General features: G+C 61.3%; 15 protein-coding genes. 6 read left to right on the forward strand and 9 right to left on the reverse strand.

Translation table 11 applies throughout. From position 1 onward, the window contains the following. Positions 1-103 precede the first annotated feature (103 nt). Positions 104-1,981, reverse strand: coding sequence for a TRAP transporter permease (locus B5F39_RS03910; RefSeq protein WP_087364175.1), 1,878 nt, complete (start codon positions 1,979-1,981; stop codon positions 104-106). A gap of 132 nt (positions 1,982-2,113) precedes the next feature. Next, complete coding sequence (locus tag B5F39_RS03915; RefSeq protein WP_087364177.1) at positions 2,114-3,130, reverse strand: TAXI family TRAP transporter solute-binding subunit; 1,017 nt, start codon at positions 3,128-3,130, stop codon at positions 2,114-2,116. Between the two features lie 642 nt (positions 3,131-3,772). On the opposite strand from B5F39_RS03915, the gene B5F39_RS03920 reads away from it, so the two are divergent. Both B5F39_RS03920 and B5F39_RS03925 read left to right on the forward strand, forming a co-directional pair. Continuing rightward, the gene (locus tag B5F39_RS03920; protein ID WP_087364179.1) at positions 3,773-6,052 is read left to right on the forward strand and encodes an excinuclease ABC subunit UvrA; all 2,280 of its coding nucleotides are present in this window, start codon (positions 3,773-3,775) and stop codon (positions 6,050-6,052) included. Then, positions 6,049-6,966, forward strand: a complete 918-nt coding sequence (locus tag B5F39_RS03925; protein WP_087364180.1) for an exonuclease domain-containing protein — start codon at positions 6,049-6,051, stop codon at positions 6,964-6,966. The genes B5F39_RS03920 and B5F39_RS03925 overlap by 4 nt, the downstream gene beginning before the upstream one ends. A 13-nt stretch (positions 6,967-6,979) precedes the next feature. Here the strand turns inward: B5F39_RS03925 and B5F39_RS03930 are convergent, their stop codons facing one another. From B5F39_RS03930 to B5F39_RS03940, 3 genes are all read right to left on the reverse strand, one after another. Next, positions 6,980-7,378: a MerR family transcriptional regulator gene (locus tag B5F39_RS03930; RefSeq protein ID WP_087364182.1), complete on the reverse strand. Its 399-nt coding sequence runs from the start codon at positions 7,376-7,378 to the stop codon at positions 6,980-6,982. Positions 7,379-7,511: 133 nt separating this feature from the next. Next, entirely contained in the window at positions 7,512-8,417 is a 906-nt protein-coding gene (locus B5F39_RS03935; protein ID WP_087364184.1) for a DMT family transporter, read from the reverse strand. A 3-nt stretch (positions 8,418-8,420) separates the two neighbouring features. Continuing rightward, positions 8,421-8,666 (reverse strand): DUF6485 family protein, encoded by a 246-nt coding sequence (locus tag B5F39_RS03940; protein ID WP_087364186.1) that lies wholly within the window; start codon positions 8,664-8,666, stop codon positions 8,421-8,423. A gap of 160 nt (positions 8,667-8,826) precedes the next feature. Between B5F39_RS03940 and B5F39_RS03945 the strand changes: the two genes are divergently transcribed. Then, a complete protein-coding gene (locus tag B5F39_RS03945) occupies positions 8,827-9,300 on the forward strand; it encodes an Lrp/AsnC family transcriptional regulator (RefSeq protein ID WP_087364188.1) in 474 nt (157 codons plus the stop codon). Between the two features lie 200 nt (positions 9,301-9,500). Here the strand turns inward: B5F39_RS03945 and B5F39_RS03950 are convergent, their stop codons facing one another. From B5F39_RS03950 to B5F39_RS03965, 4 genes are all read right to left on the reverse strand, one after another. Then, positions 9,501-10,139: a flavodoxin family protein gene (locus B5F39_RS03950; RefSeq protein ID WP_087364190.1), complete on the reverse strand. Its 639-nt coding sequence runs from the start codon at positions 10,137-10,139 to the stop codon at positions 9,501-9,503. Positions 10,140-10,397: 258 nt separating this feature from the next. Further along, positions 10,398-11,828 (reverse strand): HAMP domain-containing sensor histidine kinase, encoded by a 1,431-nt coding sequence (locus tag B5F39_RS03955; RefSeq protein ID WP_087364192.1) that lies wholly within the window; start codon positions 11,826-11,828, stop codon positions 10,398-10,400. Positions 11,829-11,843: 15 nt separating this feature from the next. Next, positions 11,844-12,146 carry a hypothetical protein gene (locus B5F39_RS03960; RefSeq protein WP_087364194.1) on the reverse strand — a complete coding sequence of 101 codons (303 nt, stop codon included), beginning with the start codon at positions 12,144-12,146 and terminating at the stop codon, positions 11,844-11,846. Positions 12,147-12,162: 16 nt separating this feature from the next. Beyond that, positions 12,163-12,921 (reverse strand): response regulator transcription factor, encoded by a 759-nt coding sequence (locus B5F39_RS03965; protein WP_087364196.1) that lies wholly within the window; start codon positions 12,919-12,921, stop codon positions 12,163-12,165. A 211-nt stretch (positions 12,922-13,132) separates the two neighbouring features. On the opposite strand from B5F39_RS03965, the gene B5F39_RS03970 reads away from it, so the two are divergent. The 3 genes from B5F39_RS03970 to B5F39_RS03980 all read left to right on the forward strand — a co-directional run bounded on the left by B5F39_RS03970 (position 13,133) and on the right by B5F39_RS03980 (position 14,886). Continuing rightward, positions 13,133-13,522 carry a MerR family transcriptional regulator gene (locus tag B5F39_RS03970; RefSeq protein ID WP_087364198.1) on the forward strand — a complete coding sequence of 130 codons (390 nt, stop codon included), beginning with the start codon at positions 13,133-13,135 and terminating at the stop codon, positions 13,520-13,522. A 98-nt stretch (positions 13,523-13,620) separates the two neighbouring features. Further along, positions 13,621-14,115, forward strand: a complete 495-nt coding sequence (locus tag B5F39_RS03975) for a cupin domain-containing protein (RefSeq protein WP_204245026.1) — start codon at positions 13,621-13,623, stop codon at positions 14,113-14,115. Between the two features lie 63 nt (positions 14,116-14,178). Further along, positions 14,179-14,886 carry a carboxymuconolactone decarboxylase family protein gene (locus B5F39_RS03980; RefSeq protein WP_087364200.1) on the forward strand — a complete coding sequence of 236 codons (708 nt, stop codon included), beginning with the start codon at positions 14,179-14,181 and terminating at the stop codon, positions 14,884-14,886. Positions 14,887-15,017: the final 131 nt, after the last annotated feature.

Below are 15,017 nucleotides of genomic sequence, written 5' to 3' on the forward strand. Positions count from 1 at the left end.
GCCGCTATTATAGCAAACGGCGGCGCGGGCGCGTCCGGCGCGCAAAAAAGGAGACGGCGCGGGGCCGTCTCCTTTGCCGCTTGCAGCGCGCTGTCCGTTGAGGTTAAGCGGCGGCAGGGGTGACCTTGTTCTTTTTGCCGAGTTTTACTATGAGCACCCAGAAGATGATGACGCCGGCCGCGCCTATCGTCGTTATTACCGGGTTGGGGTGGAGCCCCATGCAGCCGAATAATACGAACACGGCGCGTTCCCACGGCTTGAGCAGGCGGTTCAGATAGCCCTCCATCGCGAAGCCGAAGCCGAAGCAGGCCGCTATGCAGGCCACTATTCCAAAGATGTTGCCTACGAGGTCGCTTTGTAGCAGGATGCCGGGGTCGTAGCAGAAGGCGAAGGGCGTGACGAAGGCGAGGAATCCGAGGCGGCAGGCGGTGAAGCCGGTCTTGTTCGGGTTCGAGCCCGCTATCGAGGCCGCGGCGTAGGCCGCGAGCGCGACGGGCGGCGTTATGTTCGAGATTATCGCGTAGTAGAAGACGAAGAGGTGCGCCGCGAGCGGCTCGAAGCCGAGGCGCGTAAGCACCGGGACGCCGAGCGCGGAGGCGAGGATATACGCCCCGGTCGTCGGGAGGCCCATTCCAAGTATGAGCGAGACGATCATGACGAGCGCGAGCGCGAGGAGCGGGATGCCGTGCGTGAGCGCGAGCACCATGCCGACGAGCTTGACGCCGACGCCGGTCAGAGAGACGGAGGCCAGCACTATGCCCGCCGTCGCGCAGGCGACGCAGACGAGCGTGATGCTCTTGACGCCGGTGTAGATGGAGTCGATTATTTCTTTCGGCCCCATGCGGTTCTCGGGCTGAGGCAGAGAGACGGCCCACGCGAGGAACGCGCCTATCGCGGCGGCGCGCATCGGCGTCATGCCCATAAAGAGCAGCGAGATGAGGCCGACGAGCGGGATGAAGAGGTATGCCTTTTTAATGACGATGCGCTTGTCTGGAAGGTCTTCCTTCGCTATGCCCTTGAGCCCTTCCTTCATCGCCTCGAGGCGGATCATGAAGAATACGGCGGCGTAATAGAGAAGCGCCGGGACGAGCGCCGCTATGATTATATCGGTGTAGGGCAGCCCGAGGAACGACGCCATGAGGAACGCGCCGGCTCCCATGACCGGCGGCATTATCTGCCCGCCCGAGCTGGCCACCGCTTCGACGGCGCCCGCGAAATACGGCGCGTAGCCTATCTTCTTCATAAGAGGAATGGTGAACGTCCCCGTCCCGTAGACGTTGGCGACCGCGGAGCCGGAGATCGAGCCGAAAAGGCAGGAGCTCATGACCGCGATGTTCGCGGGGCCGCCCGGAGCCGTCCCGGTGAAGGCCTGCGCCACGTCCATGAAGAACGGGCCGGTGCCGCATTTTTCAAGGAATCCGCCGAATATCAGGAACGCTGCGACAAGCGTCGCGGAGACGCCGAGCGGCATCGAGAATATTCCTTCGTCGGTGAGGTATATCTGCTCCACGACCTCGTGCATCGAGAAAGACAGCCCGCGCAGGCCGCCGGGCAGCATCTGCCCGACGTACATATATGCGGCGAAGAGGAAGGCGATGAGAGTCAGCGGGATGCCGACGACGCGGCGCGTGCCTTCGAGCAGAAGGACGAAGAGCAGGATGCCGCATATGAACTGCGCCTGCGTTACCGGGTCGACCTGCACGACGCGCAGCACTATGTCGTCATAGTTGAGCACGACGTAGAGCGAGGGGATAGCCGAAAGCGCGCCGAGTATCCAGTCGTATATAGGCACGCGGTCCTTGGGCGCGCCCTTATACATCGGGAACAGGAAAAACGCCGTGGGCAGGACGAGCCCGAGGTGGATGTTCTTCTGGAGATATGATTCGTAGGCTCCGAATATCGACGTATAAAGATGGAAGAGCCCGATTATAACAAAATAGACGTAAATAAATTTATAGCTTAATCCGCTCAATTTTCGCATTTGTTACACCACTCCTGGTATCTGGGGTGCGACGGTTCAAAGCCGTCGTTGTGCGCAGGGGATTTCAGACGTGCCGGTGCTTTGAATGAAAGAGGCGGAGGAAAGCTCCTCCGCCCCGGTGCAGAAGCTGCGTTATTTCGATTGAGCCCGAAGCTCTTCCCAGAACTTCTTCGCGCCGGCCTGCGTCGGCACGCCTTCGGGGACGGCTATCTCCGGCGTCAGCTCGTTGAGGTCGACGACGGCCTTGGCGAGGCTTTCCTTGTGCTCCCACATCGACTTGCAGAGCTCGTAGGCCAGCGTGTCGGGGATGTCGTCGCGTACGACTATGCAGGTGTAGTCTCCGACCGTCTTCACCGGCTCGGTGACGCTCTTGTAGATGCCGGGCTCTACCGTGAAGGTGACGGTGCCGTAGGCCGCCGCGAGAGCGTCGAGCGCCGGCTGGTCGACTTCGAGGATAACGATGTCGGTGTTGCTCTCGATGTTCATGACGATGGAGGCTATCTTGCCGACGGAGAAGGCGAAGAGGTCGAGGTGTCCGTCAGCCATGAGGTCGGCTCCGCCCTCGTAGGAGGCGAACTCGATGGAGCTGCCCATAGCCTTCACGTCGTCGTAGGTGAGGCCGTAGCCCTTCGATAGAAGCGCCTTGAAGACGAACTCGGAGCCTGTGCCTGGCTTCAGCGTTGCCATTCTGACGGGGACCTTCTTCTCGAAGATGTCGCCTACGGTCTTGATGCCGTTCTTTTCGGCGAAGTTTTTATTCATGACGAAATAGGTGTACTGAGTGTAAAGGTTGGCGAGAATAGTCGCGTTCTTCGTCGCGCGCCCCTCGAAGTCCTGCTCGCCCTTGACCGCGGCTCCGAGTATCGAGGTGTTGGAGAATCCGAAATCTCCGCGCCCGCGGTCGCAGTTGATGATGTTCGATACGCCGCCGCCCGAGCTGCTCGTGACGGGGATAGTGTTCTTCGACCACATGTCCGCGAGGGTGCTGCCGAGCGCGAACCAGCTTCCGCCGGGAGGTCCTGCCGAGAACTTGAGCTGGCTCGGCCAGCCTTCCTTAGAGGCAGGCTCCGCGAACGCCGCGGCGGATGAAAAGACCAACAGGGAAACCAATAATGCTAACGACATGAATCTTCTCACAATTATCACCATACCTTCCAATATATTGACCTTTAGGTCATTTTGTAATTTGTAGTACCCCTGCATGAAAAAGTGTAGCATATATCTTTAATTATGTAAATAATTGCTGAAAATCACAAACTTAATGAGATGAATTGAGATTTTATTTAATTTATTTAAGAATAAATATTTAACATCGTATTTTTTGCGTTAAATCTATAGGTACTTTTACTTATTGCTTTAGTATGATAAGCAGGCGCTTACGTTAGTGTAATTTTTAACAAATATTTTGCTTGAAAATTTATGTCATGCGCATAAAATTAAAAAAATATATTGCTAAGCGGTTATATATCAGATTTAACGTACTTGTTATGAGAATTTTCGTGTAAAGCCTCGACGGGCGTTCGTCCGCAAGGCCGGACGCGCCGTCCGTTTGTCATTAGTTTACTTTAAATTTTAGTACAGTCGTTGTTTTGGCTTTAGTATGTCTAAGGCGTGAGACTGAGAAATTTTTTATCTTTATACTATTTTCTTTGAAGTAGAAAAACTTTAATATATAAAGACAGCCCGGCGCGGCCACTCTCGGCGGACGCAGAACGGGCCGTTCTTAAGGCCCGCGGCGGGCTGATGTTATAATAATCCGGTAAACGAACGCAACGGGGAGCGCGGCGCAAAATGCGGCAGGAAATTCGCGATTTTATAGAGATAACCAACGCTTATGAAAATAATCTGAAAAACGTATCGGTGAAGATACCGAAGAAGGCCGTCACGGTGTTTACGGGAGTCTCTGGCTCCGGCAAGTCGTCGCTCTGCCTCGACACGATAGCGGCGGAGTCGCGGCGCGAGCTTAACGAAACTTTTCCGAGCTTCGTGCAGCATTATCTGCCGAAGTACGGGCGGCCCGAGGTGGAGCGCATGGCGAACCTTCCCGTCACGATAGTGATAGATCAGAAAAAGCCCGCCGCGAACACGCGCTCGACCGTCGGCACCTACACCGACGTATATTCGATACTGCGTCTGCTCTTCTCGCGCGTCGGGCGGCCGTTCATAGGTTACTCGGACGCATTCTCATTCAACCATCCCGCGGGGAAATGCCCGCGATGCGACGGCCTCGGCGAAGTGACTGAGCTCGACATACACAAGCTCGTGGACTTCGACAAGAGCCTCAACGACGAGGACGCGATACATTTCCCGACCTTCGGACGCGGCCTCTGGCGCTGGAAGCGCTACGCATACAGCGGACTTTTCGACCTCGACAAAAAAATACGCGACTACAGCCCTGAGGAGCTCGAGCTCTTTCTCCACTCGCCGCAGATAAGGCTCAAGAACCCGCCGTCGAACTGGCCGAAGAGCGCGAAGTTCGAGGGCATTTTCCCGCGCATGTACCGCAGCATCATAAACACGAAAGAGGGCAAACGTTTCCAGCACATCCTCGACAATATGGTGACGACATTCACCTGTCCCGCGTGCGGCGGCTCTCGCGTCAACGATAAGGTGCGGAGCTGTCTGATAAACGGGAAGAACATCGCGGACGTCACGGCGATGTCCATACCCGAGGCGCTCGACTTCGTAAATTCGATAACGGACCCGATGGCGGCGGACATCAAGCGCGAGCTCGGGCGGCGGCTCGGCGCTCTGATTCAGATAGGGCTAGGCTATCTTTCGCTCGCGCGCGGCACGGGCACGCTCTCTGGCGGCGAGGCGCAGCGCATCAAGATAGCGAAGTACATCAACTCGGCGCTGACCGACATGGCCTACGTCCTCGACGAGCCGAGCGTCGGGCTGCACGCGAAGGACATCGGCCTGCTCACGAAATCCCTGCGCGCGCTGCGCGACCACGGCAACACGGTGCTCATCGTCGAGCACCACCGCGAGGTGATAAAGCTCGCGGACCATGTTGTGGATATGGGGCCGGGCGCGGGAAGCGCTGGCGGCGAGATAGTCTTCGAGGGAAGCTACGAAGAGCTGCTGCGCTCCGGCACACTGACGGGACGGATGCTCCAGGCGAAAAGTCCCTTCAAAGAGAAACTGCGCGAGCCGAAGGGCTGGTTCCGCGTCGGGCCGACGAGCCTGCACAACTTAAAGAACGTCTCCGTCGAGCTGCCGCTCGGAGTGCTCACGGTTATCGCCGGCGTCGCGGGCTCGGGCAAGAGCTCGCTCATGGAATCCTTCCAGAATCAGATAAAAGAAGAAGTCATATTCATCGGACAGAAAAACATAGGCATCAACCTTCGCTCGACGCCGGCGACATACCTCGGCATAGCCGACGAGATTCGCGCGATATTCGCCGCGGAGAACAAAGTTTCGGCGGCGTGGTTCAGCTTCAACTCGAAAGGGGCATGCCCGGCCTGCGGAGGCTCGGGCGTGATAGTCTCGGGCATGGCCTTCATGGACTCGATAGAGACCGTCTGCGACCTCTGCGGCGGCAAACGCTACTCGAAAGAGGCGCTCGCCTACACATACAAGGGAAAGAACATCGCCGAGGTGATGGACATGACGGTTGACGAGGCTGCGGAATTTTTCGCGGGCCGTCCGCTCTGCGAGAAGCTCACGTCGCTGCGCCGCACCGGGCTCGGCTATCTGCATCTGAACCAGTCGATGACGACGCTCTCGGGAGGCGAGCTCCAGCGCGTCAAGCTCGCCTCGCACCTCGGCCTGCGCGGCTCTATATTCATTCTGGACGAGCCGACCGACGGACTGCATCTCGACGACATACGCACGCTGATGAAGCTCTTCAACGAAATGACCGACGCGGGCAACACTATGTTCCTCGTCGAGCACAGCGTAGACGTGATGAAAGAGGCCGACTATATCGTAGAGCTCGGCCCGGGCGGCGGAAATTCCGGCGGCGAGGTGATTTTCGCGGGCGCGCCGCGCGATATGCTCTCCTGCGAAAAGTCCGTGACGCGCCCTTACGTCGCGGAAAGCCTGCCGGAAACGGAGGCGCGCGCATGATCATCAAGATCACAGACGATCTTCCGAAGAGCGACGAATTCACCTTCACGGCGATAGATTTCGAGCGCGCGAACAACTGCCAGAGCTCCGTATGCCAGATAGGGCTCTGCGTGGTGGAGCGCGGGAAGATAGTGAAGAGCCGCGAGTACCTCGTGAAGCCGCCGAAGCGCATCTGCTTCTTCCAGAGGAAGCCCGTCGAGATACACGGCATAACCTACGAGGATGTGGCCGACGCGCCGTCCTTCGCCGAGGTGTGGCGCGAGATATTCCCGGACGTCGAGGGCCGTCCGCTCGCGGCGCACAGCTTCCGCGACGACGCGAAGACACTCGAAGCCGCGCTGCGCTCGTCGCGGCTCAAATACGACTACAAGGCCGCGGGCTACATCTGCACGCTCGAGCTAGCGCTGCGTGCGGGCATCCACGGCGAGAACAACAAGTACAGCCTCGAGTCGCTCTGCGAGCGCTACGGACTGCCGCTGCGCGCGCATCACGCGGGCTCCGACGCCGAGGGCTGCGCGCGGCTCGCTCTCAAGATAGCTGGCGAGCTGGGAATAGATTCTTTCAGAAAGCTCGCTGAGCTCTCGCAGCCGCCGGAAGTTCCCGAGCCGGAGCTGCCGGAGCTGCTTTCGTGCGAAGACCTCGAGGAAATAGAAAAATATGTCAGCCGTCTGAAAAGCAAGAAGAACGTGCGCCTCGCCGACTGCCCGAAGGCGCGGGATCTCGGCCTCGCGAAGCGCGTGCTGCACCGCGACCCGGACGCGCGGCTCGACAGGGAGACCGCGATGAGCGCGAACGCGCTCAACAACTGGCTGATGCGCGCGGAAACGGAGAATCCGCTCCCGCGCCGCCGTTCGAGAAGAGGGGGCAGACGGCGCTCGAAGCGTCCGGCCGCCGCGCCGCGGCCGCAGGCTTGACGCAAAAGCGCGCTCAGTCCCGCGCCGTATCCGCCGCGCCCGCGATTTTCCGCTCGGCGGGCAGTATCTTCGAGTAATATTCGTTTATCTTATAGTCGAGCCGTTTCAGGCATTCGTCTATCTTCTCCGCGCGGCGCGTCATCTGCGCCCGCTGTTCCGTGAGCAGGTCGAGGCGCGCCTGCGCGGTCTCGTCGCCCCGGCGGCAGAGTGACGCGTACTCCGTGAGCGCCTCGATGGGAAGCCCGGCGCCCCTCATACATTTCACGAACTCTATCCAGCCGCACTCTTTTTCGCCGTAGTCGCGGATTCCGCCCGCGCTGCGCGGCACCGGCGGCAGCAGGCCTATCCTTTCGTAATAGCGCAGAGTGTCGGCGGTCATGCCGTATTTGGCGGAAACTTCCGCAATAGTCATAATCGTTCACCTCTTCGGCACATCGTAGCATTTCGAGCCGGCTCTATGTCAAAGGCGGCGTATGCGAAAAAGCCCGCGCGTCCGTTCCCGGTGCATGAGAACGGGCGGCGGGCGGTAAAAGGCGCGCCTGATCCTACGCGTCGCCGCGCGCGCGCTCGGAGAATATCGAAAGTACCACGGCGCCGGCGATGACCGCGCAGCCTGCGAGCTCGTGGAGCGGCGGGACTTCGCCGATGATGAGCGGCGTCAGAGCCGCGGCGAAGACTGTCTCCATCGTGCATATCATGCTCGCGAGCGGCGCGGAGATGTAGCGCAGCGCAGAGAACAGCAGGCCGTAGCCTGCGAGCGCCGCGAACACCGCGGGGTACTGCATATAGAGGAAAATGCGCGGCGTCATGTTCGAGAGGTCCGGCCAGCCTTCCGTGAAGGTGCGTATGGCTGCGAGCATGACCGCGCCTATGAGGTGCGAATAGAAAAGCTGCTTCAGCGGGTCGGCCTTCGCCGAAATTTTGCGCGAGAGCAGTGCGTTGCCGGAAAGCCCCGCGACGGAGAGCATCGACCACGCGACGCCCGCGAGCGATATGGAGCGCAGACCGACGCCGCCGGCGGCGAAGCCGATATAAAGCCCCGCGAGTACGACGAAGCCGGAAAGCACCTGCAGCGCGGAAGGGCGCTCGCCGTTTATCAGAGCGCTGCCCGCCATCGTTACAATCGGGAAGGTGTAGTTGAGCATCAGTACCTGCGGCACGGAGAGATAGACGCATGACATCATATAGCCCGTGGCGTTGAAGAGCACAGTGAAGACGCCGAGCGCCGCGTACTGCGCGAGCTCCGCGCGCCCGCAGCGGAAGAAGGCCGCGCCGCGCCGCGCGAGCATGAAGGCCCCGACGGCGGCCGCGGCGAAGAGCCCGCGGTAGCAGACGACCGTGAGCTGGCTCACGCCGCCCGCCGCTATGAGCTTGGCGAAGGAGCCCGTTCCGCCCCACGCGAAGGCGGTGCCGAGCGCCATCAGCACTCCGCGCGCGCGTCCGCCGTCCATCGGCTATCTGCTCTTTCCCGTCATAATGAAGCGCGCGAACCCCTCGAAGCTGTAATCCTGGTCGCGCGACATATCTGGCTGCTGTTTGCGGTAGAAGCAGACGGGAATCTCGCGCTTCGCCACGCAGGCCGCCACGCACGGCGTGCAGCCTCTGCCGTGGTTCGCCGGATTGTTCGGACAGGCGAAGTCCACGCATGTGCAGAACGGCGCACTCGACGTTTTTTTGTTATCTCCGCAGATTTCCGACATCGTCGTCACCCCTCACGTTTATCTTACGCGGGGCTATTCTCTCAAAATTTCCGTTTTTATAGAATATCGGATAGAATCTTTTTACGGAGCGCGCGCCTACGTTTGTAAAGAAGAAACGCGCCTTCGATTACGCCGTGAAGGAGGCGCGCTTACGTTGAGTATGAAAAAAGAGGAGCTCGACGCTACCGACTGGAAAATCCTCGCGCTGCTGCAAAGCGACGCGCGGGCGACGTACAAGGAGCTCGGCGGCGCCGTCGGGCTGACGCGCCCCGCCGCGCGCGAGCGGGTGCTGCGCATGGAGGAATCCGGCGTGATAGCGGGCTACCGCGCCGCGCTCGACGCCGAGGCCGTCGGGCGCGCGCTGCACGTGATGGTGAGCTTCAAGTTCGACCCCGACGCGAAATATAAGAAGAAGCCGAACGACGTGCTCGTGCCGCTGCTCGAAAATTCGCGCGAGGTCATGCGCTTCTGGGAGATATACGGCGAGCTGGACTTTCTCATCGAGGCGGCCTTCCGCTCGAAAGAGGAAATGCGCGCCTTCCTCGAAAAGCTGCGCGAATACGGCTTCGTGCGCTCGCATCTGATAGCCGCCGTCGAAGAGCCCGGCCTGCGCCCGCTCGAAAGCGAAGACTAGCGGGCGTGGGAAAAAGCCCGCGGATTCGCGCTAACGCAAGAAACGCCCCAATCCCGCCCCGTTCCCCCGCGTCTGTTCGCAAATCCGCCCATTGGCGAGCAGGCCGCCGCGTCACGCGAGTATGCGGCATGTGCGCTCACCCGCCTTATTCATCGCGTTATGCGCCGCAGCCCTAGATTGTTTAATGCCGCGCGCAGCCGCTATCTTATGAAATTCGTTAAGACCGGCTCTTCCTGCTCCGGAAGCTTCACTCCGTGCTCGAGTCCGGCCTTTATGCACTTCAGGAAAAAGGCCATGTTGCGCCCGAGCGTGCGCAGCGTCCAGAGCCCTTCCGCGTCCTGCATCAGCTCTTCGCCGTCGTGTCCGAAGGCGACGTTCCAGTAGCGCGAGGAGACGACGGGCATCTCGCATATCGTGAAGACCCTGTTGAGCTGGTCGAATGCCGAGGTCGTCCCCGCGCGGCGCGCGACGGCGACTCCCGCGGCGGGCTTTAGGCGGAACGTCGCGCCGCCTCGCCCGACGAAGTCCGAGTAGAATACGCGGTGCATGAACGAGGTGATGTGTCCCGTGTCGTTCGCGAAGTGCACCGAGGTGCCGAATATGAAGCCGTCGGCCGACGACGCCAGCTCGGCGAATTCGTTGACGCGCCCGTCGTTCAGCACGCACCTGCCGAGCTTCGCGCATCCGTGGCAGCCTATGCAGCCCGATATGGGCTTCGCGCCGGGCCAGAAAATCTCGTTCTCCACGCCCTCTTTGGTCAGAGTGTCCGCGACGACTTCGAGCGCCGCGCGCGTCGTCCCGTTCTGATGCGGGCTGCCGTTTACCAGAAGTACCTTCATCTGTCTCATCCTCCGTAAGTCTCTTATTTTTTGCCGCGCGCCCCGTTATTTTTTCAGTCCGTCGAGCCACGCCGCTATTTCGCCCTCCGACGCCCCGCCGCGATAAATACGATTCCTTTTTTCATTTCCGTTTTTCTCCTTTCGCCGGGCAAAGCTCCAACAGCGGGGAAGCCGCCGCGCTCTTCCGCCCGGAATCATCGACTGTGATTTTTTTATAAATTTATGCTAATTCTTAGAGCGTCCTCGAAGGCAAGCCCTCTATCGCGATATTACGCCGATCTTAGCCCGGCGCAGCAGCGGCAGAGTTATCACCGCCGCGAGGCCGCCGCAGGGGCGGTTCTCGAGCGTCAGAGCGCCGTTGTTGAGCAGCACCATGTTGCGTGCTATCGTGAGGCCGAGGCCCGTGCCGCCCGAGCCGCGGTTGCGCGAGCGTTCGAGGCGGTAATAGGGTTCGAAGACCTTTTCGAGCAGCTCTTCGGGGATGCCGGGGCCGTCGTCCTCGACGCGGATGACGGCGTGTCCGCCGGTTTTCGCGACGGAGACCGACGCTCCGCCCGCGTATTTCAGCGCGTTGCCGGCTAGGTTCTCGACCGCGCGGCGCAGGCATGTCGGGCGCGCCGCGACGAGCAGAGGCTCGTCCCATTCAGGCGTCGGGACGAGCGTCACTGCGCGGCCGCCGGCCGCCATGTCGTCGGCTATGCTCTCGACGAAGGCCGCGGCGTCCATAGGCACGGCCTTCTCCGAGGTGCGCAGGCTGCGCGCTAGCTCAAGCCCCTGCTCTGTTATCGAGCGTATTTCTTCTATGTTCGCGGCGAACTTCTCGCGCAGCTCCGGCGGCTCTATGCTGTCGAGACGGAGCTGCACGCGCGCGAGCGGCGTGCGCAGGTCGTGGCCCATCGCTTCGAGCATGTTGTTGCGCTCTGCGAGGTTCTGCTGTATGCGCGCGAGCATCTTGTTGAAGGAGCGCGCCACCTCGCGCACCTCGTAGTTGCCGCGCTCTTCGAGCGGCTTCGCGGTCTCCGGGCTGCCGCCGAAGCGCTCCACGTCGTCGCCGAGCTTTTTAAGCGGAAGCATCGCGCGCACGATGAGCAGCATTATCACGACTGAGCATATCACCGATTCGAGCATTATGAACATCCTCTGCCGCCATATCAGCCGCCTGTCGGTAACGGAGAGCGGCTGCGCCAGCTCAAGCCACGAGCCGTCCTCCGACTGCACGAGCATCTGGAGCATCGGGAAGACGTAGCCCGCGTAGCGTTCGGACGACGCCTCGGGCGAGCCTTCGCCGAGCACGCGCGCGCGTATGTCGCGCGGCGGAAGCCCAGCCTCCGCGAGTATCCCGGAGACGGCCTCGCGCGCGAGCACCGGCTTGTAGTAATCGGTCTGCGTCTCCCATTCAGGCGCAGCGTCCGCGGCGCGGAAGCGGAAGGGCTTCTTCAGCGGCGCGCGCGAGCGTTCGAGCGAAGCGAGGTATTCCGCGCGTTCGCCGGGCGTCATATAGGCGAGCGCCTGGCAGACGGAGGCGAGGTAGTCGTGCCCGACCGCTAGGAACTCTCCCGCGTAAGATTTCTGTATCGAATATACCGCGTAGTAGTTCACGCACTGGAGCGCCGCGACGCTGAGTACCGCTATCATGACGAGCTGCCCGCAGAGCGAGTCGAGACGCAGAAATTTCAAGAAGGCTTTCATCGCGCCCTCCTCCTTTTATTTTATGATGCGCCGCAGCGCCCACCAGAGCCCGCCGAAAATTACGGGGAACAGCGAGATTACTATCCCGAGCGGTATCAGGCCGCCTATGGCGGCCCAGGGCGTGCGGATGAACGAGCCGCCGATGACGTAGGCCGCCGCGGCGAGCGCGCAGTATGCCGCGAAGGCGAACAGCGGGACGAGCCCGCCGTCGATGCGGCATAGAAACCAAAGCAGCGCTCCGGCGGCCGGCACGGAAACGAGCGGGTATTCGGCGGCGGCGTAAAAAACGAAAAGCCCCGCGAGCACGAGCGGCTCCATGCGGATTATCTCTCCGTCACTCCGCCGCCGCTTCGCGCCGCACCGGCGAGGCGAGCATGTAGCCGTCGCCGCGCATCGTGCGTATCAGAGACGGGTTCGGCCCCTTGTCGCGCAGCTTCGCGCGGAGGCGGCTCACCTGCGCGTCGATGCTCCTGTCGTAGATGTTCAGGCTGCGTTCCGCGAGGTAGTCCATGATCATCTCGCGCGTCACGACCTGCTGCGGGTGCTTCAGCAGCAGCATCAGCAGGCGGAACTCCGCCGCCGAGAGCGGCACCGCGACGCCGTTTTCGTCTATCAGACAGCGCGCCATCGCGTTCAGCTTCCAGCTTCCGAAGCAGAGGAGGCCGCCGCCCTCGCCGCCGTGTTCCGCGGGCTGACCGCCGCCGGACATCGAGGCGCGGCGCAGCAGCGCGCGCACGCGCGCTATCAGCTCGCGCGCGTGGAACGGCTTGCAGAGGTAGTCGTCGCCGCCTATCTCGAGGCCGACGACCTTGTCCGTCGTGTCCTGCAGGGCCGTAAGGAAAATCACGGGCAGCGAGGCCCAGCGCGTCCCCGGCGCGCGCAGCCTGCGGCAGAGCGAAAGCCCGTCCTCGCCGGGCATCATTATGTCGAGCAGCACGAGGCAGAACGAGCCGCGCCCGAGCGCCGCGAACATCTCTTCGCCGTTCTTCGCGCTCTCCGAGGCGTAGCCGTAGCCCGCCAGCGTCTCGGCTATCAGCTCGCGCAGCTCCTTGTCGTCGTCCACTATCAGTATTTTCTGCCGTTCAGATGACATTTCCGCGCGCCTCCTTTCTTTTTCCCAATTTTAATATAGCGGCGCGCCTTTCTCCAGCGACGTAATCTTACAAAACCGCAAGGCGTGGCAAGAAAATAAAATCTTTCGCACGGCGCGCGTCATAACGGCGCAAGGCGCGCGCGGTAGATTATAAAGCGCCGGGGGAGGAAGCCCTCGGCGGAAAAAATACGAAAGACGCGGAGGGATATAAATGTACACGATAAAACAGGTCTCGGAGCTAACGGGGATTTCCGGCTATACGCTCAGGTACTACGACAAGGAGGGGCTCTTCCCAGACCTCGGACGCGACGACGGCAACAGGCGCGTATTCTCCGACGAGGACCTGAAAAGCGTCAGGACGATACAGACCCTCCGCGAGATGGGGCTGCCCATAGCGCGGATACGCGCCTTCGTCGAGGCGGGGCGCGGCGGGCGCGCGCTCGAGCGCCGCGGCGCGATAATAGCGGAGCAGATGGAACGCGCGAAATCCGAGCTCGAAGATATGAAAAAGAAAATAACGATGCTCTCGCGCGCGGCGGCCTACTATAAGGAAGAGCTCTCCAAAAGCGGCGCGCGCGGAGCGTCCACGATGGCGGCGTGACGCGCGGCGGACGGGCGGCAGAATCGGAAATTTCCGCGCGCGCGGCAAATGCGCGAAACGCGGACGGAACGGAAAAAACAGACGGAGGCAACGTCAACATGAACAGAACGGTGAGAATAGCCGCGGCGCTCGCGCTCGCGGCGGCGGCTGGGATATTCCTGTGGAACACGATGTGCGCGGGCGCGGCGCAGAACGTGCGGATAATAAAACACGACGAGCAGAAGGCCGCGCCGGTGTCGCCCGACAACTTCACGGGCGCGGCTGCGTCGAGAGGCTTCTTCCCGGCGAAGGAGATAGGCGTCTCGACCGGCGAGGTCACGTTCCCCGCCGGAGCGCGCACGGCGTGGCACACGCACCCGCGCGGACAGATGCTCATAATCACCTCGGGGCGCGGCCTCGTGCGCCAGTGGGGCGAGGCTCCGGTAGAGATGAACGAGGGCGACGCCGTGTGGATCCCCGCGAACGTCAAGCACTGGCACGGCGCGGCACCCGATTCCTCGATGAGCCACATAGCGATGGCCCCGCTCGACGAGGAAGGCCGCAGCAGCACGTGGATGGAAAAGACGAGCGGCGCGGACTATCCCGGCAAATAACGGACGCGGAGCGCGCCGTTCGGATATAGACTGAAAGACAAAAAATTCACGGAGGTAACTGATATGACAAGAATTTGCGCCCTTTTGGCGTTCGCCCTGATATTCGCCTGCGCTTCGGCGTCCTTCGCCGCTGACGATAAAAAGCTCTCGCCGAAGCAGCGCGCCATCGTGCCGATAGCGGCCTTCACAGCGAAGGGCGACATGCCGAAGCTGCACGCCGCGCTCGAAAAAGGCCTCGAAGCGGGCCTCACCGTCAACGAGATAAACGAAGTGCTGATACAGCTCTACGCCTACTGCGGCTTCCCGCGCAGCCTCAACGCGATAAACAACTTCATGGCGCTCGTAGACGAGCGCGCCGAGGCGGGGATAAACGACCCGCGCGGCGAAGAGCCGAAGACGCTTCCGCGAGACGCCGACCGCGACAAGATAGGCGGCGAGAACCGCAACAAGCTCGTGGGCCGCGTCTACAAGGCCGCGAACGCGGACTTCGCCCCCGGCATAGACGCCTTCCTCAAACAGCACCTCTTCGCCGACATCTTCGAGCGCGGCGTGCTGACGTGGCAGGAGCGCGAGCTCGCGACGATCTCCGCGCTCTCGACGATCGACGGGGCCGAGGCGCAGCTCCGCTCGCACACCGGCAACACCATGAACACCGGCGTGACGCCCGAACAGCTCGCCGGCTTCGTTGAAACCGTGAAGGCCGAGGTCGGAGACAAAGAGGGCGCGAACGCTCAGACGGCGCTCGAAGCCGCGCTTGAAGCGAGAAAATAGAGAAATTTTCCGAACGTCGGGAACGAACGCACAGAATCGGGCGCGAAGCCGAAAGGCCCAGCGCCCGATTCGCGTTTTTGCGCCGTGGTCTCCTGCGCTCGTCAGCCCGATTGATTCGGCAAAAGCTGCGC

This window comes from Cloacibacillus sp. An23 (genome assembly GCF_002159945.1).
Classification (GTDB): domain Bacteria; phylum Synergistota; class Synergistia; order Synergistales; family Synergistaceae; genus Caccocola.